This is a genomic window from Streptomyces tuirus (genome assembly GCF_014701095.1).
Classification (GTDB): Bacteria; Actinomycetota; Actinomycetes; order Streptomycetales; family Streptomycetaceae; genus Streptomyces; species Streptomyces tuirus.
In genome coordinates this window covers 5,100,372-5,125,608 of sequence record NZ_AP023439.1, presented here as the reverse complement: position 1 = coordinate 5,125,608, position 25,237 = coordinate 5,100,372, and the positions used below count along the sequence as shown (strand labels likewise).

The 25,237-nt window shown below is 70.7% G+C and carries 26 protein-coding genes and 2 pseudogenes; 13 read left to right on the top strand and 15 right to left on the bottom strand.

Annotated features, from left to right (window positions below):
• The first annotated feature begins 174 nt into the window (after window positions 1-174).
• From IGS69_RS23695 to IGS69_RS23685, 3 genes are read left to right on the top strand one after another with little or no spacing between them, the layout of a single operon-like run.
• Window positions 175-1,125, top strand: coding sequence for an ABC transporter substrate-binding protein (locus tag IGS69_RS23695; RefSeq protein ID WP_190902536.1), 951 nt, complete (start codon window positions 175-177; stop codon window positions 1,123-1,125).
• Window positions 1,126-1,157: 32 nt separating this feature from the next.
• Window positions 1,158-2,099, top strand: a complete 942-nt coding sequence (locus IGS69_RS23690) for an amino acid ABC transporter permease (RefSeq protein WP_190902535.1) — start codon at window positions 1,158-1,160, stop codon at window positions 2,097-2,099.
• Window positions 2,096-2,857 (top strand): amino acid ABC transporter ATP-binding protein, encoded by a 762-nt coding sequence (locus IGS69_RS23685; protein ID WP_269783181.1) that lies wholly within the window; start codon window positions 2,096-2,098, stop codon window positions 2,855-2,857. Before IGS69_RS23690 ends, IGS69_RS23685 begins: the two co-directional genes overlap by 4 nt.
• A gap of 56 nt (window positions 2,858-2,913) precedes the next feature.
• On the opposite strand, the gene IGS69_RS23680 is transcribed toward IGS69_RS23685, so the two are convergent.
• Entirely contained in the window at window positions 2,914-3,684 is a 771-nt protein-coding gene (locus tag IGS69_RS23680) for a class I SAM-dependent methyltransferase (protein WP_190902534.1), read from the bottom strand.
• Between the two features lie 88 nt (window positions 3,685-3,772).
• Here IGS69_RS23680 and IGS69_RS23675 point away from each other — a divergent pair, with 88 nt between their 5' ends.
• A complete protein-coding gene (locus IGS69_RS23675; protein ID WP_232543623.1) occupies window positions 3,773-4,432 on the top strand; it encodes a CGNR zinc finger domain-containing protein in 660 nt (219 codons plus the stop codon).
• A gap of 65 nt (window positions 4,433-4,497) precedes the next feature.
• On the opposite strand, the pseudogene sodX reads toward IGS69_RS23675, so the two are convergent.
• Window positions 4,498-4,671: pseudogene (sodX, locus tag IGS69_RS35235) on the bottom strand (nickel-type superoxide dismutase maturation protease); the annotation flags it as partial.
• A 223-nt stretch (window positions 4,672-4,894) separates the two neighbouring features.
• Between sodX and sodN the strand changes: the two are divergent.
• The gene (gene sodN / locus IGS69_RS23665) at window positions 4,895-5,290 is read left to right on the top strand and encodes a superoxide dismutase, Ni (RefSeq protein WP_020123534.1); all 396 of its coding nucleotides are present in this window, start codon (window positions 4,895-4,897) and stop codon (window positions 5,288-5,290) included.
• Window positions 5,291-5,567: 277 nt separating this feature from the next.
• Here the strand turns inward: sodN and IGS69_RS23660 are convergent, their stop codons facing one another.
• Entirely contained in the window at window positions 5,568-6,722 is a 1,155-nt protein-coding gene (locus IGS69_RS23660; RefSeq protein WP_190902532.1) for an inorganic phosphate transporter, read from the bottom strand.
• A 105-nt stretch (window positions 6,723-6,827) separates the two neighbouring features.
• Between IGS69_RS23660 and IGS69_RS23655 the strand changes: the two are divergent.
• Window positions 6,828-7,561, top strand: a pseudogene (locus IGS69_RS23655) (VOC family protein).
• On the opposite strand, the gene IGS69_RS23650 reads toward IGS69_RS23655, so the two are convergent.
• The 8 genes from IGS69_RS23650 to IGS69_RS23615 all read right to left on the bottom strand — a co-directional run bounded on the left by IGS69_RS23650 (window position 7,558) and on the right by IGS69_RS23615 (window position 14,468).
• Window positions 7,558-7,773 carry a hypothetical protein gene (locus IGS69_RS23650; protein ID WP_190904781.1) on the bottom strand — a complete coding sequence of 72 codons (216 nt, stop codon included), beginning with the start codon at window positions 7,771-7,773 and terminating at the stop codon, window positions 7,558-7,560. The pseudogene IGS69_RS23655 and the gene IGS69_RS23650 overlap by 4 nt on opposite strands.
• 10 nt (window positions 7,774-7,783) lie before the next feature.
• On the bottom strand, window positions 7,784-9,004 hold the full coding sequence (locus tag IGS69_RS23645) for an RNA polymerase sigma factor (protein ID WP_190902531.1): 1,221 nt from the start codon (window positions 9,002-9,004) through the stop codon (window positions 7,784-7,786).
• Between the two features lie 29 nt (window positions 9,005-9,033).
• Complete coding sequence (locus tag IGS69_RS23640; RefSeq protein WP_190902530.1) at window positions 9,034-9,447, bottom strand: YciI family protein; 414 nt, start codon at window positions 9,445-9,447, stop codon at window positions 9,034-9,036.
• 85 nt (window positions 9,448-9,532) lie between these two features.
• Window positions 9,533-9,904 carry an LITAF-like zinc ribbon domain-containing protein gene (locus IGS69_RS23635; RefSeq protein WP_190904780.1) on the bottom strand — a complete coding sequence of 124 codons (372 nt, stop codon included), beginning with the start codon at window positions 9,902-9,904 and terminating at the stop codon, window positions 9,533-9,535.
• Window positions 9,905-9,930: 26 nt separating this feature from the next.
• A complete protein-coding gene (locus IGS69_RS23630) occupies window positions 9,931-10,515 on the bottom strand; it encodes a dihydrofolate reductase family protein (protein ID WP_190902529.1) in 585 nt (194 codons plus the stop codon).
• Window positions 10,516-10,818: 303 nt separating this feature from the next.
• Complete coding sequence (locus IGS69_RS23625) at window positions 10,819-11,439, bottom strand: GNAT family N-acetyltransferase (protein ID WP_190902528.1); 621 nt, start codon at window positions 11,437-11,439, stop codon at window positions 10,819-10,821.
• Between the two features lie 341 nt (window positions 11,440-11,780).
• Window positions 11,781-12,950, bottom strand: a complete 1,170-nt coding sequence (locus IGS69_RS23620; protein ID WP_190902527.1) for a family 2 encapsulin nanocompartment cargo protein polyprenyl transferase — start codon at window positions 12,948-12,950, stop codon at window positions 11,781-11,783.
• 111 nt (window positions 12,951-13,061) lie between these two features.
• On the bottom strand, window positions 13,062-14,468 hold the full coding sequence (locus tag IGS69_RS23615; RefSeq protein ID WP_190902526.1) for a family 2B encapsulin nanocompartment shell protein: 1,407 nt from the start codon (window positions 14,466-14,468) through the stop codon (window positions 13,062-13,064).
• 251 nt (window positions 14,469-14,719) lie between these two features.
• Here IGS69_RS23615 and IGS69_RS23610 point away from each other — a divergent pair, with 251 nt between their 5' ends.
• Complete coding sequence (locus IGS69_RS23610) at window positions 14,720-15,628, top strand: 1-aminocyclopropane-1-carboxylate deaminase/D-cysteine desulfhydrase (protein ID WP_190902525.1); 909 nt, start codon at window positions 14,720-14,722, stop codon at window positions 15,626-15,628.
• Between the two features lie 90 nt (window positions 15,629-15,718).
• Here the strand turns inward: IGS69_RS23610 and IGS69_RS23605 are convergent, their stop codons facing one another.
• Window positions 15,719-17,317 (bottom strand): Na+/H+ antiporter, encoded by a 1,599-nt coding sequence (locus IGS69_RS23605; protein ID WP_190902524.1) that lies wholly within the window; start codon window positions 17,315-17,317, stop codon window positions 15,719-15,721.
• Between the two features lie 62 nt (window positions 17,318-17,379).
• On the opposite strand from IGS69_RS23605, the gene IGS69_RS23600 reads away from it, so the two are divergent.
• From IGS69_RS23600 to IGS69_RS23590, 3 genes are all read left to right on the top strand, one after another.
• Complete coding sequence (locus IGS69_RS23600) at window positions 17,380-17,640, top strand: UBP-type zinc finger domain-containing protein (protein ID WP_190902523.1); 261 nt, start codon at window positions 17,380-17,382, stop codon at window positions 17,638-17,640.
• Window positions 17,641-17,902: 262 nt separating this feature from the next.
• On the top strand, window positions 17,903-18,316 hold the full coding sequence (locus IGS69_RS23595; protein ID WP_003992877.1) for an ATP-binding protein: 414 nt from the start codon (window positions 17,903-17,905) through the stop codon (window positions 18,314-18,316).
• Window positions 18,317-18,333: 17 nt separating this feature from the next.
• On the top strand, window positions 18,334-19,461 hold the full coding sequence (locus IGS69_RS23590; RefSeq protein ID WP_190902522.1) for an RNA polymerase sigma factor SigF: 1,128 nt from the start codon (window positions 18,334-18,336) through the stop codon (window positions 19,459-19,461).
• Window positions 19,462-19,464: 3 nt separating this feature from the next.
• Here the strand turns inward: IGS69_RS23590 and IGS69_RS23585 are convergent, their stop codons facing one another.
• Window positions 19,465-19,905 (bottom strand): hypothetical protein, encoded by a 441-nt coding sequence (locus IGS69_RS23585; RefSeq protein ID WP_190902521.1) that lies wholly within the window; start codon window positions 19,903-19,905, stop codon window positions 19,465-19,467.
• Window positions 19,906-20,021: 116 nt separating this feature from the next.
• Between IGS69_RS23585 and IGS69_RS23580 the strand changes: the two genes are divergently transcribed.
• Both IGS69_RS23580 and IGS69_RS23575 read left to right on the top strand, forming a co-directional pair.
• A complete protein-coding gene (locus IGS69_RS23580; protein WP_190902520.1) occupies window positions 20,022-20,990 on the top strand; it encodes a diacylglycerol/lipid kinase family protein in 969 nt (322 codons plus the stop codon).
• 321 nt (window positions 20,991-21,311) lie between these two features.
• Window positions 21,312-21,569, top strand: a complete 258-nt coding sequence (locus IGS69_RS23575; protein WP_016639615.1) for a WhiB family transcriptional regulator — start codon at window positions 21,312-21,314, stop codon at window positions 21,567-21,569.
• Window positions 21,570-21,807: 238 nt separating this feature from the next.
• On the opposite strand, the gene IGS69_RS23570 is transcribed toward IGS69_RS23575, so the two are convergent.
• Both IGS69_RS23570 and IGS69_RS23565 read right to left on the bottom strand, forming a co-directional pair.
• A complete protein-coding gene (locus IGS69_RS23570) occupies window positions 21,808-23,274 on the bottom strand; it encodes a sensor histidine kinase (RefSeq protein ID WP_190904615.1) in 1,467 nt (488 codons plus the stop codon).
• Between the two features lie 352 nt (window positions 23,275-23,626).
• Window positions 23,627-24,325, bottom strand: coding sequence for a TetR/AcrR family transcriptional regulator (locus IGS69_RS23565; RefSeq protein WP_385863440.1), 699 nt, complete (start codon window positions 24,323-24,325; stop codon window positions 23,627-23,629).
• An 89-nt stretch (window positions 24,326-24,414) separates the two neighbouring features.
• Between IGS69_RS23565 and IGS69_RS23560 the strand changes: the two genes are divergently transcribed.
• Entirely contained in the window at window positions 24,415-25,167 is a 753-nt protein-coding gene (locus tag IGS69_RS23560; protein WP_190902519.1) for an SDR family oxidoreductase, read from the top strand.
• Window positions 25,168-25,237: the final 70 nt, after the last annotated feature.

Sequence of the window (25,237 nt, the reverse complement as noted above, 5' to 3'; positions counted from 1 at the left end):
CGCGCAGTCCGAATGGCAAGATGCCGTAATCACACGAGGTCGCGACACTCGAAGACGTGTGCTCTCGTCGACCCACGGCACTGCCGAACCCTTCGGCGTGCCACGGCCGTGCCGAATCCATCGGCGGCGGCCCGCCCCATCGGCAACTCCACCCATCCGCCGGAGGAACCCACCATGACCGCAAGCTCCACCCGTCGTACGACCGCCGCGCACTCCCGGCTAGCAGCGGTCGGTGCGATCGCGGTCGCAGGCGCGCTGATGCTCACCGGATGCGGTGACCAGACCAAGGACACCGGCTCCAGCGACACCGCGGCCTCGGCCCCGCTCGCCGACAAGCTGCCGCAGGCCATCCGCGACAAGGGTGTCATCAAGGTCGGCTCCGACATCGCCTACGCCCCGGTCGAGTTCAAGGACGGTTCCGGAAAGGTCGTCGGCATCGACCCGGACCTCGCCGCCGCCATGGGCAAGCAGCTCGGGGTCGACTTCCAGTTCGAGAACGGCACGTTCGACACGCTGATCACGGGTCTGCGCTCCAAGCGCTACGACATCGCCATGTCCGCGATGACCGACACCAAGGACCGCCAGGAGGGCATCGACTCCGACACCGGCAAGAAGGTCGGCGAGGGCGTCGACTTCGTGGACTACTTCACCGCCGGTGTGTCGATCTACACCAAGAAGGGCGACGACCAGGGCATCAAGACCTGGTCCGACCTGTGCGGCAAGAAGATCGTGCTGCAGCGCGGCACGGTCTCCGAGGACCTCGCCAAGGCCGAGTCGAAGAAGTGCCCGGCCGGCAAGAAGATCGCCATCGAGGCCTTCGACAACGACCAGCAGGCCCAGACCCGTCTGCGCGCGGGTGGCGCGGACGCCGGTTCGTCCGACTTCCCGGTCGCCGCGTACGCGGTGAAGACCTCCGGTGGCGGCAAGGACTTCCAGCTGGTCGGCGAGCAGGTCGAGGCCGCCCCGTACGGCATCGCGGTCGCCAAGAACCAGACCCAGCTGCGTGACGCTCTCAAGGACGCGCTGAACGCCGTCATCGAGAACGGCGAGTACGAGAAGATCATGAAGAAGTGGGGCGTCACGGACGGCTCCATCGACGAGGCCACCATCAACGGCGGCAAGTGACCGCAGCTCAGCGGCACTGAAAGGCAACACCCGTGACTGTTGACATCGACAAGACGCCGGCTGACACGCCCCCGGCCGGACCGGAGGCCATCAAGGCCATCCCGGTCCGGCACTACGGGCGGTATGTCTCCGCCGTCGTCGCCATCGCCCTGCTGGTCGGGGTCGTCTACGCGTTCTCCCAGGGCAAGATCAACTGGGGTGCGATCCCGGACTACTTCTTCGACGACCGGATCCTGGACGGCGTGGGCAAAACGCTCCTGCTGACCGTGCTGTCCATGGTGATCGGCATCGTCGGCGGCGTCATGCTCGCCGTGATGCGCCTGTCGAAGAACCCGGTGACCTCGTCGATCGCGTGGTTCTACATCTGGTTCTTCCGCGGCACCCCGGTCCTGGTGCAGCTGATCGTCTGGTTCAACCTGGGCCTGGTCTTCGAGTACATCAACCTCGGGCCGTTCTACAAGGACGAGTGGTCGGACTTCATGACCCCGTTCCTGACGGCTCTGCTGGGTCTCGGCCTCAACGAGGCCGCCTACATGGCGGAGATCTGCCGGGCCGGTCTGCTCTCGGTCGACGAGGGCCAGACCGAGGCGTCGCACGCGCTGGGCATGAGCCACTCCAGGACGCTGCGCCGGATCGTCATCCCGCAGGCGATGCGCGTGATCGTGCCGCCGACGGGCAACGAGGTCATCAACATGCTGAAGACGACCTCGCTGGTCTCGGTCGTCCAGTATCCGGAGCTGCTGCGCGCGGCCCAGGACATCGGGCAGACCTCCGGCGCCCCCGCCGAGATGCTGTTCCTGGCGGCGGCCTGGTACCTGCTGCTGACCTCAATCTTCAGCATCGGCCAGTACTACCTGGAGCGGTACTACGCGCGTGGTTCGAGCCGGTCCCTGCCGGCCACGCCGTTCCAGAAGATCAAGGCGAACCTGCTGTCCCTGTCCAACCGCTCGGCGTCGACGGGAGGCACCGCATGACCGTCATGGTCAAGGCCGAGGGCGTCCACAAGTCCTTCGGCCCCGTAGAAGTCCTCACGGGCATCGACCTGGAGGTGAAGTCCGGCGAGGTGTTCTGCCTCATCGGCCCCTCCGGCTCCGGCAAGTCGACCTTCCTGAGGTGCATCAACCACCTGGAGAAGATCAACGCCGGCCGGCTGTGGGTCGACGGCGAGCTGGTCGGCTACCGGCAGAAGGGCGACAAGCTCTACGAACTGAAGGACAGCGAGGTCGCGGTCAAGCGCCGGGACATCGGCATGGTCTTCCAGCGCTTCAACCTGTTCCCGCACATGACGGCCGTGGAGAACGTCATGGAGGCGCCGGTCCAGGTCAAGGGCGTGGGCAAGGGCAAGGCGCGGGAGCGTGCCCTGGAGTTGCTGGACCGGGTGGGCCTGGCCGACAAGGCGGGCAACTACCCCTCCCAGCTCTCCGGCGGTCAGCAGCAGCGCGTCGCCATCGCCCGGGCCCTCGCCATGGACCCGAAGCTGATGCTGTTCGACGAGCCGACCTCGGCGCTCGACCCGGAGCTGGTGGGTGACGTCCTGGACGTCATGCGCGACCTGGCCGAGTCCGGCATGACGATGATCGTCGTCACCCACGAGATGGGCTTCGCCCGCGAGGTGGGCGACAGCCTGGTCTTCATGGACGGCGGTGTGGTGGTCGAATCCGGTCACCCGCGCGAGGTGCTGACGAACCCGCAGCACGAGCGGACCAAGTCGTTCCTGTCCAAGGTGCTCTGACGGTACGCACGGCGAGGGGGCGGTACGGGATCTCCGTACCGCCCCCTCCGTCCGTGCTACTTGACGGCCAGCAGCAGGGTGTCCGAGGGCGAGCACCACACGGGCCTGGCCTCGCCGAACCCCTTCTCGCGCAGCACGCGCGCGTGCCAGCCGGGCGAGGGCGTGTCGCCGTCCGCGTGCTCGCCGTAGATCTCGTAGCGCCGGGCGGTGGGTCCGGCGAGAACGGGGTCCTTCGCCGCGAGCTGCCACCACTCGGCCCAGTCGAGGATGCCGTCCCGCTTGGCCTGTTCCATACGGGTGTGCCGCTGCGCCCGCTCCGCCGCGTTGATCCGGGGCGTCGTCTCGTCGATCATGTGGTCCGCGTTCATGAAGACACCGCCGGCGCGGACGAGTCCCGCGACCTGGCCGTAGAGGTCCGCGAGGGGTTCCCGGTGCAGCCAGTGCAGGGCCGTCGCGGTCAGGACGGCGTCGTACGAGTCGTACGGCAGGTGCGCCGGCCAGTGGGGGTCCTTGAGGTCGGCGGTGACCAGACGGACCCGGTCGTCGCCCGCGAAGGTGCCCTCGGCGATGGCGAGGAGCGCTGGATCGAGGTCTACGCCGGTGCTGGTGGCGTCCGGGAAGCGGGCGAGCAGCCGGGCGGTGATGCTGCCCGTGCCGCAGGCGAGGTCGAGGACGCGCGGGGCGGTGCCCACGAGGGCCTCGACCATGTCGAGCATGATCCGGAACCGCTCCTCGCGGTCGGGCAGGTACCACTCCTGCTGCCGGTCCCAGCTCTCCTGCCAGGCCTGCCAGTCGGCGCTGGCCGCGGTGATGTCGGCGTCCGCCATCGACCCCTCCCTCGTAATACCCTGGAAGCACCATCAGCTGTTACACGTGCACGCCCCCGACGATAAAGCCCCTCCGTAAGGACTACAAGTGGAACTGGCCTATTACTCGGATTACGCCGTGCGCCTCGTCAACACCGAGGAACCGGCCCGGGGCAAGGACGCCCTGACGTCGGTCGAGGCCGTCCGCGATCTGTTCGGGCCCAGCCAGTCGGCGGCCCGCCGCGCCACCGACGCGGACGTGACGCGCTTCCGCTCGGTCCGGGCCCGGCTGCGCGCGGTCTTCGAGGCGGCCGACTCGGGCGACGAGAGGCTCGCCGTCGACCTGCTGAACTCGCTGCTGCTGGAGTTCCCGGTGAGCCCGCAGATCTCGGGACACGACTTCCGTGACGACGACGGCCGGCCCCTGTGGCACATGCACCTGGCGGACCACCCGTCGAACGCCACCGCGGGCTATGCGGCGATCGCGGCGATGGGCCTGGCGTTCCACCTGACCGAGCACGGCGCCGACCGCCTCGGCCTGTGCGAGGCCGCGCCCTGCCGCAACGCCTACCTCGACACCTCCACCAACCGCTCCCGGCGCTACTGCTCCGACCGCTGCGCGACCCGCGCCAACGTGGCGGCCTACCGCGCCCGCAAGCGCCTGGAGGCCGCACGGCCCGTCCTGCCCGAGAACACGGGCCTGGCCGCCGACAGCGCCCAGCCGAGCAGCGCCCACGGCGAGCGCCGGTCGGGCCTGCGCGGCCGGTAGCGGAACCGGACCCGCCCCAGCACCAGGTCGTCGGGCACGACGCCGTAGTCGGTGCTGTCGCCGCCGGCGTACGCGTTGTCCCCGAGCACCCACCAGCCGCTCTCGCGCCGCTGGGCGACCCGCTTGACGACCAGCAGGTCCTGCTGGAAGGGGTGCCGCAGCACGACGACGTCCCCGGGCCTGACCCGGGCCCCGTAATGCACCAGGAGCCGGTCCCCGTGGTACAGCGTGGGCACCATGGACGGCCCGGTCACCTCGGCCACCCCGAAGGGCGGGGCCGGCCTCCCCCGCTCGGACTCCTGCGACAACTCCGGCATCACCCGGCACCTCCCCGGTTCTTCGTCCACCAGTCTCAGTCTCACCCCGGACTTTTGTCCTAAGCCCATGGGGGCACCCGCGAAAAGCCGTCCCTCACGGAGTAATGTCCCCTGTGAGAAGACGATCACGAGGAAGGAATGCTCCATGCTTTCCCGCCTGTTTGCCCCCAAGGTCAAGGTCAGTGCCCACTGCGACCTTCCCTGCGGTGTGTACGACCCCGCCCAGGCCCGCATCGAGGCGGAGTCGGTGAAGGCCGTGCAGGAGAAGATGGCCGCCAACGACGACCCGCACTTCCAGGCGCGCGCCACCGTCATCAAGGAGCAGCGCGCCGAGCTCGCGAAGCACCACGTCTCGGTGCTCTGGAGCGACTACTTCAAGCCCCCGCACTTCGAGAAGTACCCGGAGCTGCACCAGCTGGTCAACGACGCCCTCAAGGCCCTCTCGGCCGCCAAGGCCTCGACCGACCCGGCCACCGGCCAGAAGGCTCTGGACTACATCGCCCAGATCGACAAGATCTTCTGGGAGACCAAGAAGGCCTGATCGCCTTCGTACGGCGAAGGGGCCCGGCCGAGAACCGGCCGGGCCCCTTCGCCGTACGCGCCGTCGGTGGAACTGAGGGACGATCACCTGCTGTGCGCGGCCGCCCTCCAGCCGGGCGAGGCCGAGGACGACGAGGGCCAATACGGCGACCACGGCGACGGTGACGCCGGCGCTCACCGCGGCGACACGGATCAGGCCGGCGAACAGGGCCGCGTGCACGCGCTCCGCCCGGCCGCCGAGTGCGGTCCCGTCCGGATGCATGTCCTGCTCCCGGCGTTCACGCGGCCGTGCCGACCTTGGCCGGCCGCTCGGCGGTGATGCCGGCCTCGTGCGCGTCGTTGACGTTGCGCGCGTGCACCGGGTTGCGGCGCGAGAGGACCACGATGCCCGCCGCGAGGGCCACGCCGACCAGCGCGACGACCGCCGTGCCAAGGTCCCCGCCGTTCTGCACGACGGCGGCGGCCAGACCCCCGACCAGCGCCGCGGCGGGCAGGGTGACCGTCCAGGCGACCGCCATCCGGACGGCGACGCCCCAGCGGACCTCCGCGAGCCGGCGGCCGAGCCCCGCGCCGAGGATGCTGCCCGAGGCCACCTGGGTGGTGGACAGGGCGAAGCCGAGGTGGGCGGAGGTCAGGATGACGGTCGTGGAGGCGGTCTCGGCGGCGAAGCCCTGCGGCGACTGGATCTCGGTGAGGCCCTTGCCCATGGTGCGGATGATCCGCCAGCCGCCCAGGTAGGTGCCCAGGCCGATGGCGAGGGCCGCGGACGCGATGACCCACAGCGGCGGGCCGGCGTGGTGGCCGAGCGCACCCGCCGAGATCAGGGTGAGGGTGATGACACCCATGGTTTTCTGCGCGTCGTTCGTGCCGTGGGCGAGGGAGACCAGCGAGGCGGAGGCGATCTGGCCGATGCGGAACCCCTTGGTGACGGAGTCCCCCCGGGCCCGGTCGGTGAGCCGGTAGGCGAGGTGGGTGGCGAGCAGCGCGGCGACACCGGCCACGATCGGCGAGGCCACCGCGGGCACCAGCACCTTCTCCACGACCTTCTCGACGTTGACGCCCTGGCTGCCCGCTCCGACCCACACGGCCCCGATCAGACCGCCGAACAGGGCGTGCGAGGAGCTCGAGGGCAGGCCGATCAGCCAGGTCAGCAGATTCCACAGAATCGCGCCGACCAGTCCCGCGAAGATCATGCCCGGGGAGACGAGGGTGTCGTCCACGATGCCGCCCGAGACGGTCTTGGCGACCTCCGTGGACAGGAAGGCACCGACGACGTTGAGGACACCGCTGATCAGGACCGCTGTACGGGGTGCGAGCGCGCCGGTGGCGATGGATGTGGCCATCGCGTTCGCCGTGTCGTGGAATCCGTTGGTGAAGTCGAAGGCGAGCGCCGTGACGATGACGGCCGCCACGAGGAACGTGATGTGATCCATTCCTGAATGCAAACAAGCGCAGAGCGATCGGCGGGGAACGGTGCGGCGAGGGCAGGTCGAGGTTCACGCAGGTGGCGGTGGGGCGGTCCCTCTACGATCGCGCCCATGAGGATCAGCTGGACGTACGCCTTCATCGACCGCCCGCGCGAGGCCTTCGGCGCCGCCTGCGACTTCTGGACGGCCGTCACGGACACACGTCTGTCCGAACTGCGCGGCGAACACGACGAGTTCGTCACCCTGCTGCCCGACGGCGCCGACGCGTGCGTGAAGGTGCAGGCGGTCGGTCCGTCTTCCGGGGGTGCGCACCTCGACTTCTGTGTGGACGACGTACCGGAGTTCGCCGCCACGGCGGTGCGGCTCGGTGCGGGCGTGGTGGCCGACCTGGGGTCACTCGTCGTGCTGCGCTCGCCCGGCGGCAGTTGTTCTGCGCGGCCCCGTGGCGCGGGCAGTCGGCGCGGCCGGGTGTGGTGCGGGGCAGCCGGCTCGACCAGGTGTGCGTGGACGTCCCGGCTTCTGCCTTCGACGGGGAAGTCGCCTTCTGGAGCACGCTGCTCGACGGCTGGGAGTCGCGGCCGGGCTCCCGTGCGGAGTTCCACGTGGTCGAGCCGCCGCCCGGCCTGCCGGTCCGTCTGCTCCTGCAACGCCTCGACGAGGAACGTCCGGCCTCCGCCCACCTCGACCTCGCCTGCGCGGACGTCCCGGCGACCCGGGCCCGGCACGAGGAGTTCGGGGCCGCATTCGTGGCCGCCTTCCCCGGCTGGACGGCCATGCGCGACCCGGCGGGCGGCACGTACTGCCTGACGACCCGCGCCCCGGCGACGGGCGGGCGGCGCGGCTAGGGCCTGGTGACGTACGCGCAGGCCTCGGGCGTCGGGCAGGGCGGCAGGTGCTGTGCGTCGCCGGGATCCGTCCGCTCCCAGCCGTAGGGTCCCGGTGGTTCCGCCGAGTCCTGCATCCACAGCGTCAGCCCGCCCGCCACGACCGCGACCAGCGCCCACACCATCACCACCAGGCGCCGTACGGTGCGGCGCCGCTCCCCCGGTATATCCATGCCGTACACGTTAGTCGCCCAACCGCGCCGCCCGGGCCCGGAGATAGCGCTGCTCGGGCAGGCTGAGGGTCTGTGCGGCCGCCGACTCGTAGGCGGCCCGGGCGGCTTCGGGCTCGCCCGCGCGCTCCAGGAGATGACCTCGTACGGCGTCCAGCCGGTGGCCCTTCAACTCATCGGCCAGGGAATCCACTTCGGTCAGGCCCGCGCGCGGGCCGTGGACCATGGCGACGGCGACCGCGCGGTTCAGGCGCTCGACCGGGCCGGGGACCAGGCCGACGAGGACGTCGTACAGGCCGAGGATCTCGGCCCAGTCGGTCGCCTCGGGTGAGCTTGCCTCGTCGTGCACGGCGGCGATCGCGGCCCTCAGTTGGAACGGCCCCGGGCGGCCCCGGGACAGGGCCGCGGTGATGAGCGCGACGCCCTCGTCGATCGCGGCGCGGTCCCAGCGGTCGCGGTCCTGTTCGTCGAGAGGGATCAGCTCGCCGTGCGGGCCGCTGCGCGCCTCGCGCCGGGCGTCGGTGAGCAGCATCAGCGCGAGCAGGCCGGTCACCTCGCAGTCGCCGGGCAGCAGCCGGTGGACGGTACGGGTCAGCCGCACGGCCTCGCCCGCGAGATCACGGCGCTGCAGGGCGGCGCCGGAAGTGGCCGTGTAGCCCTCGTTGAAGATCAGGTAGAGGGTCTGCAGGACGGACGGCAGCCGTTGTTCCCAGCGGTCCGGGCGGCCGAAGCGCACACCCCGCACCTTCTGCTTGGCGCGGCTGACGCGCTGCGCCATGGTCGCCTCCGGGACGAGGTACGCCCGGGCGATCTCCGCCGTGGTCAGACCGCCCACGGCGCGCAGCGTGAGCGCGATCTGCGCGGGCGGCGACAGATCCGGGTGGCAGCACAGGAACAGCAGCGAGAGCGTGTCGTCGTCGCGGGGCGCCCGCTCCCCCGGCGGCGGCGCCGTGAAGGCGTCGCGGGGCGCGAGCGCGGCCGCCCGCTCCTCGCGCTGCCGCCGGGCCTGATCGCTGCGCAGGGTGTCGGTGAGCCGCCGCGAGGCGACCTTGATCAGCCAGCCGCGCGGATTGCCGGGCACGCCCTCGTCGGGCCACTGCCCGGCGGCCGCGAGCAGCGCCTCCTGTACGGCGTCCTCGGCGGCGTCGAAGTGTCCGTACCGTCTGACCAGCGCACCGAGGACCTGCGGCGCGTCGGCGCGCAGCAGGTCCTCGATCTCGGGTGTGCTTCTCACCAGCGTGTCCGTCGGCGCCGGGCGGTCGGTCAGATGTCCCCGGAACCGTCCATGATCGGGCGGATCACGACCGGGTAGTCGGGCGCGCCGGCCGGCTGGGGGCAGCGGGCGACGCGGTCGGCGATCTCCGTGACCCGCTCCAGACTCTCGCACTCCAGGACCCAGTAGCCGGCCAGCAGCTCCTTGGTCTCGCCGTACGGCCCGTCGGTGATCACGGCCTTGCCGTCGTCACCGAGGGTGACGTGCCGGGTCTGTGCCGGCTCGGCCAGGCCCTGCCCGTCGACGAGCTCGCCGCTCTCGGCCAGGTCGTCGTTGATGGCACCCATGTAGGCGAACATGGTCTGCAGCTCCTCCTCGCTCCAGGCCGGGGAGTCCGGGGACGCCTTGCCGCGCATGGCGTCGTAGTCCGCCTGTGTGCCCTGCACCATGACCAGGTACTTCATCAGTCCGCTCCTTCGGCTCTCACCGCCCCGGTGGGCGGTTCTTCACAAGGGACGTCGGAGCCGGGCCGCGCTTCTCGACACGGGCTCAGGACTTTTCCGCGGCGGTTTCTCCCGGGGCCGGTTCGGGCGGGCTCGTGGCAGGCGGGGCGGTGTCCCCGGCGGGCCGGCCGCCTTCCGGGGGCAGGTCGCCTTCTGGGGGCCGGGTGCCTTCCGGTGGCCGGGTGCCTTCCGGTGGCCGGGTGCCTTCCGGTGGCCGGGTGCCCTGGTCGCCCTCACGGCTGTCGCCGTGGCCGGTGTCACCACCGGCGGCGCCTTCCGCGTCGTAGGCCCCGCACTCGGGGTTGCGGCACGGGCCCGCCACCCAGAGCGGGACCCAGGTGCCCAGCGTCTTGTGACGCCGGACGACTGTTTCCACTGGCTGTCCGCAGGCCGGACAGACGTGTCGTTCGCTGCCCATGACCTCAGAGTAGGCCGGTCGGAGGCTCAGCGCTTCCTGCTGTACGTGCGCACCACCGCGCCGTTGCCGAACGTGCGCACCGACTCCAGGGTGAAGTCCGAGATCGCGACCCCGGAGCCGAACATCGGCATGCCCGCGCCGTACACCATGGGGTAGGTCTTGATGACGAGTTCGTCGACCTCGTCGAGCAGTTCGCCGGCGACCGTCGCGCCGCCGCACAGGTAGATGCCGAACTCGCTGTCCTCCGCCTTCAGTTCGCGGACCTTGCCGACCAGGTCGTCCGCGATGATCTCGACGTTCGGGTCGGGCGACTCCGTCAGGGTGCTGGAGGCGACGTATTCGCGCAGGTGGGCGTAGGGGCTGGTGATGCCCTCCTTCAGGGCGAGGTCGTAGCTGCCCCGCCCCTGGATGATCGTGTCGAACCGCTTGTTCGGCAGGTCGTCCATGCCCAGGGCACGGCGGCCATGGGTGGGCACGGCCTCGGGATACTCCTCGCGGAAGTAGTCGAGGAACTCCTCGTCGACGAAGCGGATCATCGCCGTTCCGTCGCCGCTCGGGTCACCGATGAAGCCGTCGATGGAGCAGGCGATGTAGTACGTGAGCTTTCGCAAGCCGGTCTCTTTTCGTAGGCGTCACCGCAATAACTTCATTCGTAGTACTTCCTCTGTAGTGGTTTCAAGGGTTCCTTGCGAATCGCCGCAAGTAGGAGAAGGGATTCCGCATGGTCGGCAACCCCGGGCGCCGGGCCGCGCTCGTCGACGCAGGTGCCTGACCCCGACGTGGTCGCCGACCTGATGACCAGGGCGACGGACCACACGCTGGTCACGCCCTTCATGCACGACCTCGTGGCCGGCGACCCGCGACCGCCCCGGCTGTCTGGCCCTCATCGGAGCTACGTCTGAAAGCCACCCGGCCTAAGCGGACCGGTGCGGCCTGGGCTCGCGCCACAGGGGCCACATCGCCGGGCCGTCCGGCAGGTCGAGGACCGATCCGACGAGCTCGAAGCCGAGGCGCTCGTACAGCGTGCGGCTGCGGGCGCTGCTGGCCTCCAGGTAGGCGGGCAGCCCCTCGCGGTCGCACCGGTCGAGGACGGCCTCGATGAGCGCGGTACCGAGCCCCTCGCCCTGGCGGCCGGGTGCCACACCGATCATCCACAGGTACTCATGGGCCCGCCCGGCGGGGTGGACGGCGGCCGTCAGCCGGCCGATCGCCTCGATGCGCTCGTTGTCCGGGTCGACGGCCTCGCGTACCTGGGCTGGACCTTCGTCGTCCCCGGCGTCGCCTTCGCCGTGGCCCTCGTCGGCGGGCACGGAAAGCCACAGGGCGCAGGCCGAGCCGTCTTCCGTGACGTCGATGCGGCCGGCCGCGAGCACGATGTCGGTGAAGGCGGCCATGAGCGCGGGGTGCTTGGCAGGGCGATCCGCCGCGCCCGGGAAGACCCAGCCGCTCACGGGGTCGTCCTGGAACGCCTCGTCCAGAAGCCGGACGATCAGCTCCCTGTCTCCTTCGCCCGCCGTCCGGATGGCCACACCCATGTCCCGCCCCTTCGCTCGACCCGACGGGCGTTGATCGTAGGGGCGCCTCTCCCCATGAAGGGATACGAGCGAGATCTTGGCGGGATTCAGTGGAACGTGTGCGCAAACTCGACGGATCTGTACGGGTGGGTGGTCGGGGAAGGGGGCGGGCCCCGCACACCGTGGGGCAGTGCGGGACCCGCCGACCGGAGGCCGGTAGCCGTGCGGGGTCAGGAGCCGCACGGCCCCGACGCTCCGTGGTCTTGCCCTTCGGTCACCCGAAGGTCGTCACAAAGGCCGGCGATCAGCGGCCTGCCACGGCCGGTCGTCGACTGCTGCCGGCCGACCGGCGCCCCCGGCCGTCAACCGGTCCGCCGTGTCACGAACTCGGCGAGCGCCAGCAGGCCGCCCGCCGCCTCCGGGTCCGGCACCGCTCGGGCCAGCTGCTGCATCGCCCGGGCCATCCGGTCGGCCGCCTGGCCCTGCGCCCAGTCGCGGCCGCCCGCGCGCTCCACGGTCAGGGCGATGTGCTCCAGGTCCTCCTGCTCGCCGGGTCGTGCGTACAGCCCGGCGAGCTCAGCGGCCGCCGGTGTGCCGGAGGCGAAGGCCGCCACCACCGGCAATGCCTTCTTCCGGGCGGCCAGGTCGGCACCGACGGGCTTGCCCGTGCCGCCCGGGTCACCCCATATGCCGATGACGTCGTCGATGAGCTGGAAGGCGAGCCCGGCTTCCCGGCCGAACGCGTCCAGCGCCGCCACTTCCTCGTCCGAGGCGCCCGCGTACAGCCCGCCGATCGCGCAGGCGCTGCCGAGCAGGGCGCCCGTCTTGGCCTCCGCCATGGCGAGCACCCTGTCGAGCGTGACCTCCGCGGGGGCGCACCGCTCCAGGGCCGTGTCCGCGTGCTGCCCCGCGCACAGTTCGATGACGCAGTCCGCGAGCCGGGCGGCGGCGGCCGGGGACGCCGGGTGGGGGTCCTGGGCGAGCAGCCGCAGGGCCAGCGCCTGGAGGGCGTCCCCGGCGAGGACGGCGTCGGCGTCGCCGAACACGGTCCTCGCGGTGGGGCGGTGGCGGCGGGTGGTGTCCCGGTCCATCACGTCCTCGTGCAGCAGTGTGAAGTTGTGGACCAGTTCCACCGCGGCGGCGGCCCGGGCCGCCCCGGCCCGCGCCTCGGGCCCGCCGAGGGCGGCCGCCGCGGCCAAGACCAGCGCGGGCCGGATCGCCTTGCCGGAGCCGCCCTCCGCCGGGCTGTCGTCGGACTGCTCCCAGCCGAAGTGGTAGCGCGCGATCCGGCGCATCGGGCCGGGCAGCGAGCCGAGGGCGACTCGCAGCACCGGATCGACCTCCGCCCGGGCCCGCTCCAGCAGGACGACCGCCTCGTGCCCTTCGGCCGGTGCAGCCCCGCCGTCCCGCTGCGTCCCGATGTGCCCCCGCCTTTCCGGTGCTCCGGCCGCCGGCCCGGGCTCGGTGCCGTGCTGCCCGCAGGGTGCGGGCAGCGTCGTCTCCGTCCTGAACTCCGTGAGGGACTCACCCATGGGACCGCCTCGGAGAATGAGCGGACGGTGGCGCTTCCGCTGCCGCTGGGCGCGTACCCCGAGGATGTACCCGCCCTGACGGGCGGGGACACGGCCGGCGTACCGGGAGTATCACCGCCAGCGGCCGATCTCGACGTTCTCCAGGACGCCGAGCGCGTCCGGTACCAGCACCGCGGCGGAGTAGTAGGCCGTGACCAGGTATTTGATGATGGCCTGTTCGTTGATGCCCATGAAGCGCACCGACAGGCTCGGCTCGATCTCGTCCGGGATGCCCGAGGCACGCAGACCGATGACGCCCTGGTCGGCCTCGCCGGTACGCAGGGCGATGATCGACGTCGTCCGGGCGTCCGAGACGGGGATCTTGTTGCACGGGAAGATCGGCACACCGCGCCAGGTCGGGATGCGGTTGCCGGCCATGTCGATGGTCTCGGGGACCAGTCCGCGCTTGTTGAGTTCGCGGCCGAACGCGGCGATGGCGCGCGGGTGGGCGAGGAGCATCTTGGTGCCGCGGCGCCTGCTGAGCAGCTCGTCCAGGTCGTCCGGGCCGGGCACGCCGTCGTGCGGCTGGATCCGCTGGTCGTACTCGCAGTTGTGCAGAAGCCCGAAGTCGCGGTTGTTGACCAGCTCGTGCTCCTGGCGCTCCTTCAGCGCCTCGACCGTCAGCCGGATCTGCTGCTCGGTCTGGTTCATGGGCTGGTTGTACAGGTCGGCCACGCGCGAGTGGATGCGCAGCACGGTCTGGGCGACGCTCAGTTCGTACTCACGGGGCCGGGCCTCGTAGTCGACGAAGGTGTGCGGGATGTCCGGCTCGCCGGAGTGGCCGGCGGAGAGGTCGATCTCCTTCTCGCCGTACTTGTTGGAGCGCTGCGAGGGGATCGAGCGGCGCTGCTGGAGGTGTTCGCGCAGGGTGTCCGAGCGCTCCGCGATCTGCGCGAACTCCTGGCGGGGCAGCACCAGCACGGTGCACGCGGTGAGGGCGCGGGCCGTGTACTCCCAGATCGCGTCCTCGTTCAGCAGGGCGTCCTCGCCGAAGTAGGCGCCGTCGGCGAGCACACCGAGGGACTCGTCGTCCCCGTAGGGGCCCGTGCCGACCTTCTCCACCCTGCCGTGCGCGAGGAGGTACACCTCGTCGGACGGGCTGCCGAACGAGGCGATCACGTCGCCGGCCGGGATCTCCCGCTGCTCGCAGCGGCGGGCGATCTCGAAGAGCACCTCCTCGTCCTCGTAGGACCGCAGGGCCGGCAGTTCGCCGAGCTCCGCGGGGATGATCTCGACACGGTCGCCGGTCTTCACGAACGTCAGACGGCCGTCGCCCACGGCGAACGTCAGCCGCCGGTTCACCCGGTACGTACCCCCCTGGATGTCGACCCACGGCAGCATCCGCAGCAGCCAGCGGGAGCTGATCTCCTGCATCTGCGGCACGGACTTGGTCGTGGTGGCCAGGTTCCGCGCGGCCGCCGTGCCGAGACTCTGCTGCGGCTTGGTCTGCTCCGTGCGGACCTCTTCGCCTACCGACATAGAGAACTGCCCTCCCGGTTGTGACCGACGCCCACATGCCTCGGGCATCGATGTGCACGGGCAAGCCTTCCTCACTCAGCGTGGTCGTGCTATTACCCGAAAGAGCGGGAATGGAGCTTTGCGCTGCTGGGCAAGGGGGCCGTCACGGCGTTGGAGGGCGCTCGTGTCGGGCCCTCGGACGAGGGGCCCAGGCGGGAGCGCGGCGTCAGCCCGAGCCCCGCGCTTCCCCACTCCCGGGTGACAATGGGCCGGTGACCAGCCCCGACGCTCCCGGAATCGCCGCGCTGCGCCCACGGCTGCCGTCACCGGTGCAGGAGGTCGTGGACGGCCGGTTCGAGCGCCGGGGTGTGCGGCTGCTGCTGAAGCGCGACGATCTCATCCACCCGGAGCTGATCGGCAACAAGTGGCGCAAGCTGGCTCCGAATCTGACCGCGGCGGCCGGCCGTACCGTCGTCACCTTCGGCGGTGCCTGGTCCAACCACCTGCGTGCCACGGCCGCGGCAGGCCGGCTGCTCGGCATCCCCACCGTCGGTGTCGTCCGCGGCGACGAGCTGGCCGGCCGGCCCCTCAACCCCTCGCTGGCCCGCTGCACGGCCGACGGCATGCGGCTGCACTTCGTCGACAGGGCGACCTACCGGGGCAAGTCCGGGCCGCGGACCCTGGCCGGCATCCTGCGCGCGGCGGACGCGGAGGAGGCGTACGTGGTCCCCGAGGGCGGCAGCAACGCCGAGGCCGTCCGCGGCTGCCGGGCGCTCGGCGCCGAACTGCGCGGCCTGGCCGAGGTCGTCGCCGTGGCCTGCGGTACCGGTGGCACGCTCGCGGGGCTGGCGGCCGGTCTCGCTCCCGGCCAGCGGGCCTTGGGTGTGCCGGTGCTCAGGGGCGGCTTCCTGGCCGCCGAGACGGAGGCACTGCAGCGTGAGGCTTTCGGTGGCAGGCGCGGCGCCTGGAGCCTGGACGAGCGCTTCCATGGCGGTGGCTACGCGCGCGTGCCCGCCGAGCTCGACGCCTTCGCGGCGGAATTCGAGCACCGGCACGGCCTGCCCGTCGAACGCCTGTATGTCGCCAAGCTGCTCTACGGCCTCGTCACCCTGGCCGGAGAAGGCGCCTTCCCTCGCGGGACGGCGGTGGCGGCCGTGATCACCGGGCGCCCCTTCCCCTGAGAGGCCGACCCGTCGTCGTACCTGAGTCGCCGGCCCGTCGACTCCTCGGAGACGCCGGCCCGTCGTCGCCCCTGGGGCGGCGGCCCGTCGTCACGCGGCCTCCCGGAAGGCCGCCGCCTCCTCCAGGTCCAGCCTGCGCAGCAGGGTCCGCAGCATCTCGTCGTCGATGTAGCGGCCGTCCCGGAGCTTGACCAAGACCTCGCGCTCGGCGCTGATGACCTCCCGTGACAGCCGCCTGTAGGTGTCGTCGACGGACTCCCCGGTGATCGGGTTGGCCTGGCCAAGCCGTTCCCAGGGGGCGTTGCGGCGGCGCTCCAGGACGGTGCGCAGCCGGTCGGCGAGCGGAGCGGGCAGGGCGTTGCGTTCGTCGGCCAGGAGCTCCTCCAGGCGCTGTTCCGCGGCCCTGGAGGCCTGTGCCTGGGCGTTGGCCTCGATGAGCGTCTCGGTCTGGGGGTCCCGTCCGGGGAACTTCAGCAGCCGGATGAGCGGGGGCAGGGTCAGGCCCTGCACGACGAGGGTCCCGATGACGGTCGTGAAGGTCAGGAAGAGGATGAGGTTGCGGTGCGGGAAGGGCTCCTCGCCGTCGTGCATGGTGAGCGGGATAGAGAAGGCGATGGCCAGGGAGACCACGCCCCGCATCCCGGCCCACGCGATGACGAACGGCCCCTTCCAGGTCGGGTCCTCCTCCCGTTCCCGCACCCGGGCCGACAGCAGCCGCGGCAGGAAGGTGGCGGGGTACACCCAGACGAAACGGCTCACGACGACGACCAGGAAAATCGCGACCGCGTACCAGGCGGCGTCGGCCCCCTCGTACTCGCCGAGGCCCCTGAGGACCACCGGCAGCTGGAGTCCGATCAACGCGAACACCGTCGACTCCAAGATGAAGGCGACCACCTTCCAGACCGCCTCCTCCTGCAGGCGCGTCGCGAAGTCGACCTCCCACGCACGGTGCCCCAGGTGGAGCGCGACGACCACGACCGCGAGGACACCGGAGGCGTGCACCTGCTCGGCGACTGCGTACGCGACGAACGGGATCAGCAGGGAGAGCGTGTTCTGCAGCAGCGGTTCCTTCAGGTGCGTGCGCAGCCAGTGGATCGGCGCCATCAGCAGCAGGCCCACCACGACGCCGCCGACCGCCGCGAGCAGGAACTCGCCGATGGCCCCGGCCCAGGTCGCGCCCTCGCCGACGGCGGCGGCCAGGGCCACCCGGTAGGTGGTGATCGCGGTCGCGTCGTTCAGCAGGGACTCGCCCTGGAGGATCGTGGTGATCCGCGACGGCAGCCCGACCCGGCGGGCCACCGCCGTCGCCGCGACAGCGTCCGGGGGCGCCACCACCGCGCCGAAGACCAGCGCCGCTGTCAGCGGCATGCCCGGCACGATGAGGTACAGGGCCCAGCCCACGACGAAGGTCGCGAACAGCACGTACCCGACCGACAGCATCGCGACCGGCCGCAGCTGCGCCCGCAAGTCGAGGTAGGAGCTGTCGGTGGCCGCCGTGTACAGCAGCGGGGGCAGGATGAGCGGCAGGACCACGTGCGGGTCAAGCGTGTAATCGGGCACCCCCGGGACGTAGCTGACCGCCAGCCCCGCCGCCACCAGCAGCAGGGGCGCCGGCACCGGGGTACGCCGCGCGGCCGCGGCGATCGCGGCGCTGCCCGCCACGAGCAGCAGCAGTGGCATCACGTCCATCGTTCTCGCCCGCCCTCACTTTTCGACGCGGTCTTCCGCCCGACCGTCGTAACCTGGCAATCATGAAACAGTGCACGCACTCCGACGCGCTGCCGCACCCAGAACCCGGCCCGCTGAGCGAGACGTGTCCGGAGTGCCTGGCGGACGGCATGGATCCGGTGCAACTACGGCTGTGCCTGAGCTGCGGTCACGTCGGCTGCTGCGACTCCTCGCCTGGACGGCACGCGGCGGAGCATCATAAGGAGTCCGGCCATCCCGTGATGCGGAGCCACGAACCCGGGGAGACCTGGCGTTGGTGCTTTGTCGACCATGTCCTGGTGTGAGCGCGACAGGACCCCGGGCGGCGGACGGTTCGACCGTCTGACGTCTGGGTACGTCAATCCGGCGCGCGCTCTTCCCATTTGGGCCCGCCCAACCTCTAGACACGGAGCGTATCCACAGGTTTACTGTGAGTGACGACAAGGGGATGGGGTCCCGGGGACAGGACCGTCGAGAGCGCGATAGCGTCACCGCTGAACCACGAATCGCGTTGTACCGGGGGGTGACCCTCGGCCCTGAAACGCTTGTACCACCATGGAGGTGAGGGTGTCCCAGATCGCAGGCGAGCCCGCGACCCAGGACTTCGTGGAAGTCCGGCTGCCGGCCGCGGGTGCCTACCTGTCGGTGCTGCGTACGGCCACGGCCGGTCTCGCGGCCCGTTTGGACTTCACCCTCGACGAGATCGAGGACCTGCGCATCGCGGTGGACGAGGCCTGCGCGATCCTGCTTCAGCAGGCCGTGCCCGGCTCGGTGCTCAGTTGTGTCTTCCGCCTCGTCGACGACTCGCTCGAGGTCACCGTCTCGGCGCCGACCACGGACGGCCATGCCCCGTCACGGGACACCTTCGCCTGGACGGTTCTGTCCGCCCTCGCGGGCAAGGTCTCCTCTGCCGTGGACAAGGACAAAACCGTTTCGATCAGCCTCTACAAACAGCGCGGCGCGGGACCCGGGCCGGCGTGAGGAGCGAGGACGGGCCGGTGCGGGACGAAGAGCGTGGCACACGAGGGCTGCCGGCCGAGGGCACGGGCACGAGCGGTGCCCGGCGCATGGCGGACGGCATCGACGGCATTCCCGAGCAGGCCCGCCCGCACCCCGAGGACGACTCCGTGGAGGCCGTCCTCCCGGGCGGCGGGCGGCTGGACCGGGACGGTGCCGTGCGGAGCGCGTCTCCGGGCGGGGGGATCGCCGCATCCCCGGCCCAGGGGGGTCCGCCCACCCGCTCGAAGTCGGGGGTGCCGGAGGAGGCGAGCGCTCGGGGAAGGGCGACGGGCGGGACGATGAGCGAGCACGAGCGGAACTCCGAGGATCAGGCGCCGCGCGCACACCACACACAAGGTGGGCATCACGGCTCTCCGGACCGCAGCGGTGCGCGCGAGATGTTCCTCAAACTGCGCACGCTGGACAGTGGCAGCCCCGAGTACGCGGAGCTGCGCAACCAGCTGGTCCGTATGCATCTGCCCCTCGTGGAGCATCTCGCGCGCCGCTTCCGCAACCGCGGCGAGCCGCTGGACGACCTCACCCAGGTCGCCACGATCGGCCTGATCAAGTCGGTCGACCGATTCGACCCGGACCGCGGCGTGGAGTTCTCCACATACGCGACTCCCACGGTCGTGGGAGAGATCAAGCGGCACTTCCGCGACAAGGGCTGGGCGGTGCGCGTCCCGCGCCGGCTGCAGGAGCTGCGCCTGGCGCTGACCACGGCCACGGCCGAGCTCTCCCAGCTGCACGGCCGCTCACCCACGGTCCACGAGCTCGCCGAGAAGCTGGCGATCTCGGAGGAGGAGGTCCTGGAGGGCCTGGAGTCCGCCAACGCGTACTCCACGCTGTCCCTGGACGTCCCCGACACCGACGACGAGTCCCCGGCGGTCGCCGACACCCTCGGCGCGGAGGACGAGGCGCTGGAGGGCGTGGAGTACCGGGAGTCGCTCAAGCCGCTGCTGGAGGATCTCCCGCCGCGCGAGAAGCGGATCCTGCTGCTGCGCTTCTTCGGCAACATGACCCAGTCGCAGATCGCGCAGGAGGTCGGCATCTCCCAGATGCACGTCTCCAGGCTGCTGGCGCGCACGCTCGCGCAGTTGCGGGAGAAGCTCCTCGTCGAGGAGTGAGCGCTACTTCTCCAGGTTGCCGGGCCCGCGGATCCCGAGGGCCCGGGTCGTCTCGGGGTTCACCAGCAGCACGAGCGACGCGACGGCCACGACCGCGAGGGCGATCCCGGCCGGAATGGCCATGCTGTCGGCCTGCAGCAGGTTGTAGGCCACCGGCAGCGCCATGAGCTGGGTGATGACGGCAGGACCGCGGCTCCAGCTGCGGCAGCCGAGCAGCCCACGGGCGGCGAGCAGCGGAAGCAGTGCGAGCACCACCAGCGTGATGCCTCCGGTCACGGCCTGCTGCCGGTCGTCCGGATGCCCGGTGAGGCCGAGGACGAGGATCCAGACGCCGCCGACGACCAGCGCGAGGCCTTCCAGCGCGGCCAGCAGCGCCGCGTACGTCAGACGCCGGGGGCGGGGGCCGGTGGTTTCCTCGGTGGTGGGGGTCTGCTCACTGCTCACCCCTGAAGAGTAGCCCCCGCCGTGCACGCCCCCCGGGGCGCGGTTCACCCCCGTCCTCTTACCTGATCCCTACCTCGGTATGGGCCCGGTACCACCCAGTAGGTACGCTGCCAGTCATGCGTGCACTTCTCGTGGTCAATCCGGCGGCAACCACCACGAGTGCGCGCACGCGCGACGTGCTGATCCATGCGCTCGCCAGCGAGATGAAGCTGGAGGCGGTCACCACGGAGTACCGCGGCCACGCGCGCGACCTCGGCCGGCAGGCGGCCGACAGTGACGACATCGACCTGGTGGTGGCCCTCGGCGGCGACGGCACGGTCAACGAAGTGGTCAACGGCCTGCTGCACGCCGGCCCCGCCCCGGGGCATCTGCCCGGCCTCGCCGTGGTCCCCGGTGGCTCCACCAACGTCTTCGCCCGCGCCCTGGGCCTGCCCAACGACGCCGTGGAAGCCACCGGCGCCCTGCTGGACGCCCTGCGCGACGGCAGCGAGCGAACCGTCGGCCTGGGCCTGACCTCGGGCACGCCGGGCACGGAGGACGAGTCGGTGCCGTCCCGCTGGTTCACCTTCAACGCGGGGCTCGGCTTCGACGCCGGCGTGGTGGGCCGTGTGGAGCAGCATCGCGAGCGCGGCAGGAAATCCACACATGCCCTCTATGTGCGCCAGGTGATGCGTCAGCTCCTGGGCGAGCCGAACCGCCGCAACGGGACGATCACGCTGGAGCGGGCCGGCGAGGATCCGGTCACCGATCTGGTGCTGTCCATAGTCTCGAACACCTCGCCATGGACGTTTCTGGGCAATCGCCCGATCTACGCGGCGCCTAAAGCCTCGTTCGATACCGGGCTCGATCTCTTCGGTCTCAGCCGCCTGTCCACCGCGGCGGTTGCCCGGTATGGCACCCAGTTGCTCACTTCGTCCCCCGAGCGTGGACCCCATGGCAAGCACGCCACCTCTCTGCACGACTTGACAGAGTTCACCTTGCATTCGAAGGTCCCGCTCCCCCTCCAGATGGACGGTGACCACCTGGGGCTGCGAACAAGCGTGACGTTCACAGGCGTACGCCGTGCACTGCGTGTGATTGTGTGAGCAGAACTGGCTAAAGTCCTTTCACTCGAACGTTTAGGCCAGGATCCACCCCATGGAAGTACGGCTGTGACCTAGTCGACACCGAAGAATCAAAAAAAACTTTCCAGAAGGGGTTGTATCCGCCGCTGAGGTTTGCGAGTCTCTACGTGGCGATCGAGACGGCCCGCAACACCGGCCTCCACTGATCACCAGAACCCCTCTTCAACTCACAGGACCTTCGCCGGGGAACCTGGCAGTCGGCCCTTCACTTGTTGAGGGATTCGTGAAAGCGTTCACATTCACAAGCAACCCTGCACGTAATACCAAGGAGAGGTAGCAGCCATGGACTGGCGTCACAACGCCGTTTGCCGCGAGGAAGACCCCGAGCTCTTCTTCCCCATCGGCAACACCGGTCCTGCGCTGCTGCAGATCGAGGAAGCCAAGGCCGTCTGCCGTCGCTGCCCGGTTATGGAGCAGTGCCTGCAGTGGGCGCTCGAGTCCGGCCAGGACTCCGGCGTCTGGGGTGGTCTCAGCGAGGACGAGCGTCGCGCCATGAAGCGCCGCGCCGCCCGCAACCGGGCCCGTCAGGCCTCCGCCTGACAACCCACCCCTGCTGACAGCCTGAGCTTGGCGGCGCGTACAGCGCGTACGCATCTCCCGCCCCCGAGCCGCAGCGCGCAGTTCCCCCGATGCGCTTAGTTAAGCAGCAACGAGCTTTAGCCCCGGGCCACTTGGTGGCCCGGGGCTCATTGCTTTACCGGGCCCTTTGCGAGGACTGCGGGATTCCGCTACCTCGTGATTCCGCTACCCCCGCGATCCCGCCGGCCCCGCGATTCCGTCACTTCTGCGACGGCACCGGGATGTCGAGGATCACGCGGGTGCCGCGCTCCGGGGCCGGGACCATGTCGAAGGTGCCGCCCAACTCGCCCTCCACCAGGGTCCGCACGATCTGCAGGCCGAGATTGCCGGCGGTGTGCGGATCGAATCCCTCGGGCAGACCGACCCCGTCGTCCTGGACCGTGACCAGCAGTCGGGCCTCCTTGGAAGTGCCGCCGCGCACCGCCGACACCTCGACCGTGCCGGTGTCGCCCTCACGGAAGCCGTGCTCCAGGGCGTTCTGCAGCACCTCGGTCAGCACCATCGACAGCGGAGTGGCCACCTCGGCGTCGAGAATGCCGAAGCGGCCGGTGCGCCGGCCCGCGACCTTGCCCGGGGAGATCTCCGCGACCATGGCCAGCACACGGTCGGCGATGTCGTCGAACTCCACCCGCTCGTCCAGGTTCTGGGAGAGCGTCTCGTGCACGATCGCAATCGATCCGACGCGCCGCACCGCCTCTTCGAGGGCCTCGCGCCCGCGGTCGGACTCGATACGCCGGGCCTGGAGACGGAGCAGCGCCGCCACCGTCTGGAGGTTGTTCTTGACGCGGTGGTGGATCTCCCGGATCGTCGCGTCCTTGGTGATCAACTCGCGCTCACGCCGACGCAGTTCGGTGACGTCGCGGAGCAGCACGAGGGAACCGATGCGGGTGCCCTTCGGCTTGAGCGGGATCGCACGGAACTGGATGACCCCGTCACTGGCCTCGATCTCGAACTCGCGCGGCGCCCAGCCGCTGGCGACCTTGGCGAGCGCCTCGTCCACCGGGCCCCTGGTCGGGGCGAGTTCGGCGGTGGTCTTGCCCAGGTGCTGACCGACGAGGTCGGAGGCGAGGCCGAGCCGGTGGTAGGCGGACAGGGCGTTCGGCGAGGCGTACTGGACGATGGCGTCGGCGTCGAGCCGGATCAGGCCGTCGCCCACCCGGGGCGAGGCGTCCATGTCGAGCTGCTGGTTCGGGAACGGGAAGGACCCGGCGGCGATCATCTGGGCCAGGTCGGAGGCGCTCTGCAGATAGGTGAGTTCCAGGCGGCTCGGGGTCCGCACGGTGAGGAGGTTGGTGTTGCGGGCGATGACGCCGAGTACCCGCCCTTCTCGCCGCACGGGGATCGACTCGACCCGGACGGGAACCTCCTCGCGCCACTCGGGGTCTCCCTCGCGCACGATGCGTCCCTCGTCGAGGGCGGCGTCCAGCATCGGCCGCCGGCCGCGCGGCACGAGGTGACCCACCATGTCGTCCTGGTACGAGGTCGGGCCGGTGTTGGGCCGCATCTGGGCGACCGAGACGTACCGGGTGCCGTCGCTGGTGGGGACCCACAGGACCAGGTCGGCGAAGGAGAGGTCGGAGAGCAGCTGCCACTCCGAGACCAGCAGGTGCAGCCACTCGAGGTCGGTGTCGTCGAGTGCGGTGTGCTGGCGTACGAGTTCGTTCATGGAGGGCACGTCTGCGAGCGTACCCGGGGGTTCGTACGGCCCTGAAACACCCGCGGGCCGCGGCGCCTGAGAGGGACCCTCAACCCTCCCGGCACCGCAGCCCGGAGCAGCATCGGCCGTGGGGTGTGCGGTCCCGGTCGGCCGAAGGATGAGGAGCCGGGGCAGTCAGGGCAGAGAGCCTCGGTTCCTCGGTCCGTCCTCCTGTGCGGGGAAGACGGAGGCTGGTGCGCGTTGCACACGCGCTCTCGTCACGCATTGTGGACTAGACCACTTGCGGGTGTCCATGCGTGGGAGGCTGTTCGTTGTTGTCTTTTCCGCGACACGTCGGACGCACCGGCGTCCAGCAGGCAGCCTAACCCGTGTGGGTTCCTGTGCGGGGCCAGATGGAGAGGGCAATTTCCGCGACCGCCTCCAGTTCCTCCCGGCTCGCCCCGTCGCGTGCCTGTTGTGACATGCCCTGGATCATCGCTCCGGTGTGCCGGGCCAGGGCGGCGGCGTCGGTGGCAGGCGGCAGCACGCCGGCGGCGACGTCGGCCCTGATGCGGCTCTCGAACGCGGCGATGTTGGCATTGCGGCGATCCCGCAGCGACTGCTCCACCTCGGGGTTCGAGCAGTTCGCCGCCGCGTGGACGACGAGGCAGCCGTGCGGGTGGCCGGGTTCGGTGTACGCGGTGGCGGCCTCGCGCAGGGTGCGCTCGACGGCGGCCCGTGCGGTGGGCTCCTCGGCGAGAGCACGGTCGGTGAAGGATCCGTGCCTCGCGCCGTACACGCGGACGACCTCTTCGAAGAGGGATCGCTTGTCGCCGAAGGCGGCGTAGAGGCTGGGGGCGCCGATGTCCATGACGCGAGTGAGATCGGAGACGGACGTGGCCTCGTAGCCGTGCTCCCAGAAGGCGAGGAGAGCCTTCTCCAGCGCGGTCTCGCGATCGAAGGAGCGGGGGCGGCCGCGGGGTTTGGTCCTCACTTTGCCGTCCCCGGCGGCTCTCACGCTCGCGGCCTCGGGCCCCTTGCAGGCCGGGGCGGTTCCGTCGTCGTTCACCATGGGGTGCATTTTATAGCGGGCACTAGAGAAATGTCTGCGGGCTGCTGTACGGTCATTTTTGTAGCGACCGCTAGAGAAATGGGAAAGGGGGCGCCACCATGGGCGTGCTCACGGGCAGGACCGCACTCGTCACGGGGGCGAGCAGGGGCATCGGACGAGGAATCGCCGAGCGGCTGGGACGCGACGGCGCGCGGGTCGCGGTGCACTACGGCAGGAACGAGACGGCGGCGAAGGAGACGGTCGCGGCGATCGAGAGGGCCGGGGGCTCGGCGTTCGCGGTGGGTGTGAAGCTGGGGGTGCCGGGGGACGCCGAGGCGCTGTGGGCGGAGTTCGACCGGCACGCGGACGGGCTGGACATCCTGGTGAACAACGCGGCGATCGGTAACACACGGCCGATCGGGCAGCTGGAGGAGCAGGAGTACGACGAGGTCTTCGCGGTGAACGTGAAGGCGCCGTTCTTCATCCTCAAGCACGGCATGACGCGTCTGCGGGACGGCGGCCGGGTCGTCAACATCTCGTCGGGCCTGGCCCGCACGGCGGTGATGCCGGACAACGTGGCCTACGCGATGACGAAGGGCGCGCTGGACGTCTTCTCCCGGGACCTGTCCAAGGTGCTGGGGCACCGGGGCATCACGGTCAATTCAGTGGCGCCGGGGATCATCGACACGGACAACACGGCGGAACTGCTGCGCGGCACCCCCGACGGCCGGGCGAAGGCCTCGGCGATATCGGCACTGGGCGGGGTGGGCGAGCCTGCCGAGGTCGCCGACGTGGTGGCGTTCCTGGTGTCGGACGGGGGGCGGTGGGTGACGGGCAGTTGGGTGGATGTGACGGGGGGATCGCTTACGTAGGCACGCACGTGGCCGGGCAGATTCCCCACCCCGTGGCCGGCCGGGGCCGGGGCTGCAGACTCAGTGGCGG

Excerpts from the sequence above, each read along its gene's own strand:
- IGS69_RS23695 (WP_190902536.1), top strand. The coding sequence starts at position 175 with ATGACCGCAAGCTCCACCCGTCGTACGACCGCCGCGCACTCCCGGCTA.
- IGS69_RS23685 (WP_269783181.1), top strand. The coding sequence starts at position 2,096 with ATGACCGTCATGGTCAAGGCCGAGGGCGTCCACAAGTCCTTCGGCCCC.
- IGS69_RS23680 (WP_190902534.1), bottom strand. The coding sequence starts at position 3,684 with ATGGCGGACGCCGACATCACCGCGGCCAGCGCCGACTGGCAGGCCTGG.
- sodN (WP_020123534.1), top strand. The coding sequence starts at position 4,895 with ATGCTTTCCCGCCTGTTTGCCCCCAAGGTCAAGGTCAGTGCCCACTGC.
- IGS69_RS23660 (WP_190902532.1), bottom strand. The coding sequence starts at position 6,722 with ATGGATCACATCACGTTCCTCGTGGCGGCCGTCATCGTCACGGCGCTC.
- IGS69_RS23650 (WP_190904781.1), bottom strand. The coding sequence starts at position 7,773 with ATGGATATACCGGGGGAGCGGCGCCGCACCGTACGGCGCCTGGTGGTG.
- IGS69_RS23640 (WP_190902530.1), bottom strand. The coding sequence starts at position 9,447 with ATGAAGTACCTGGTCATGGTGCAGGGCACACAGGCGGACTACGACGCC.
- IGS69_RS23635 (WP_190904780.1), bottom strand. The coding sequence starts at position 9,904 with ATGGGCAGCGAACGACACGTCTGTCCGGCCTGCGGACAGCCAGTGGAA.
- IGS69_RS23625 (WP_190902528.1), bottom strand. The coding sequence starts at position 11,439 with ATGGGTGTGGCCATCCGGACGGCGGGCGAAGGAGACAGGGAGCTGATC.
- IGS69_RS23620 (WP_190902527.1), bottom strand. The coding sequence starts at position 12,950 with ATGGGTGAGTCCCTCACGGAGTTCAGGACGGAGACGACGCTGCCCGCA.
- IGS69_RS23615 (WP_190902526.1), bottom strand. The coding sequence starts at position 14,468 with ATGTCGGTAGGCGAAGAGGTCCGCACGGAGCAGACCAAGCCGCAGCAG.
- IGS69_RS23605 (WP_190902524.1), bottom strand. The coding sequence starts at position 17,317 with ATGGACGTGATGCCACTGCTGCTGCTCGTGGCGGGCAGCGCCGCGATC.
- IGS69_RS23600 (WP_190902523.1), top strand. The coding sequence starts at position 17,380 with ATGAAACAGTGCACGCACTCCGACGCGCTGCCGCACCCAGAACCCGGC.
- IGS69_RS23580 (WP_190902520.1), top strand. The coding sequence starts at position 20,022 with ATGCGTGCACTTCTCGTGGTCAATCCGGCGGCAACCACCACGAGTGCG.
- IGS69_RS23575 (WP_016639615.1), top strand. The coding sequence starts at position 21,312 with ATGGACTGGCGTCACAACGCCGTTTGCCGCGAGGAAGACCCCGAGCTC.
- IGS69_RS23570 (WP_190904615.1), bottom strand. The coding sequence starts at position 23,274 with ATGAACGAACTCGTACGCCAGCACACCGCACTCGACGACACCGACCTC.
- IGS69_RS23565 (WP_385863440.1), bottom strand. The coding sequence starts at position 24,325 with ATGCACCCCATGGTGAACGACGACGGAACCGCCCCGGCCTGCAAGGGG.
- IGS69_RS23560 (WP_190902519.1), top strand. The coding sequence starts at position 24,415 with ATGGGCGTGCTCACGGGCAGGACCGCACTCGTCACGGGGGCGAGCAGG.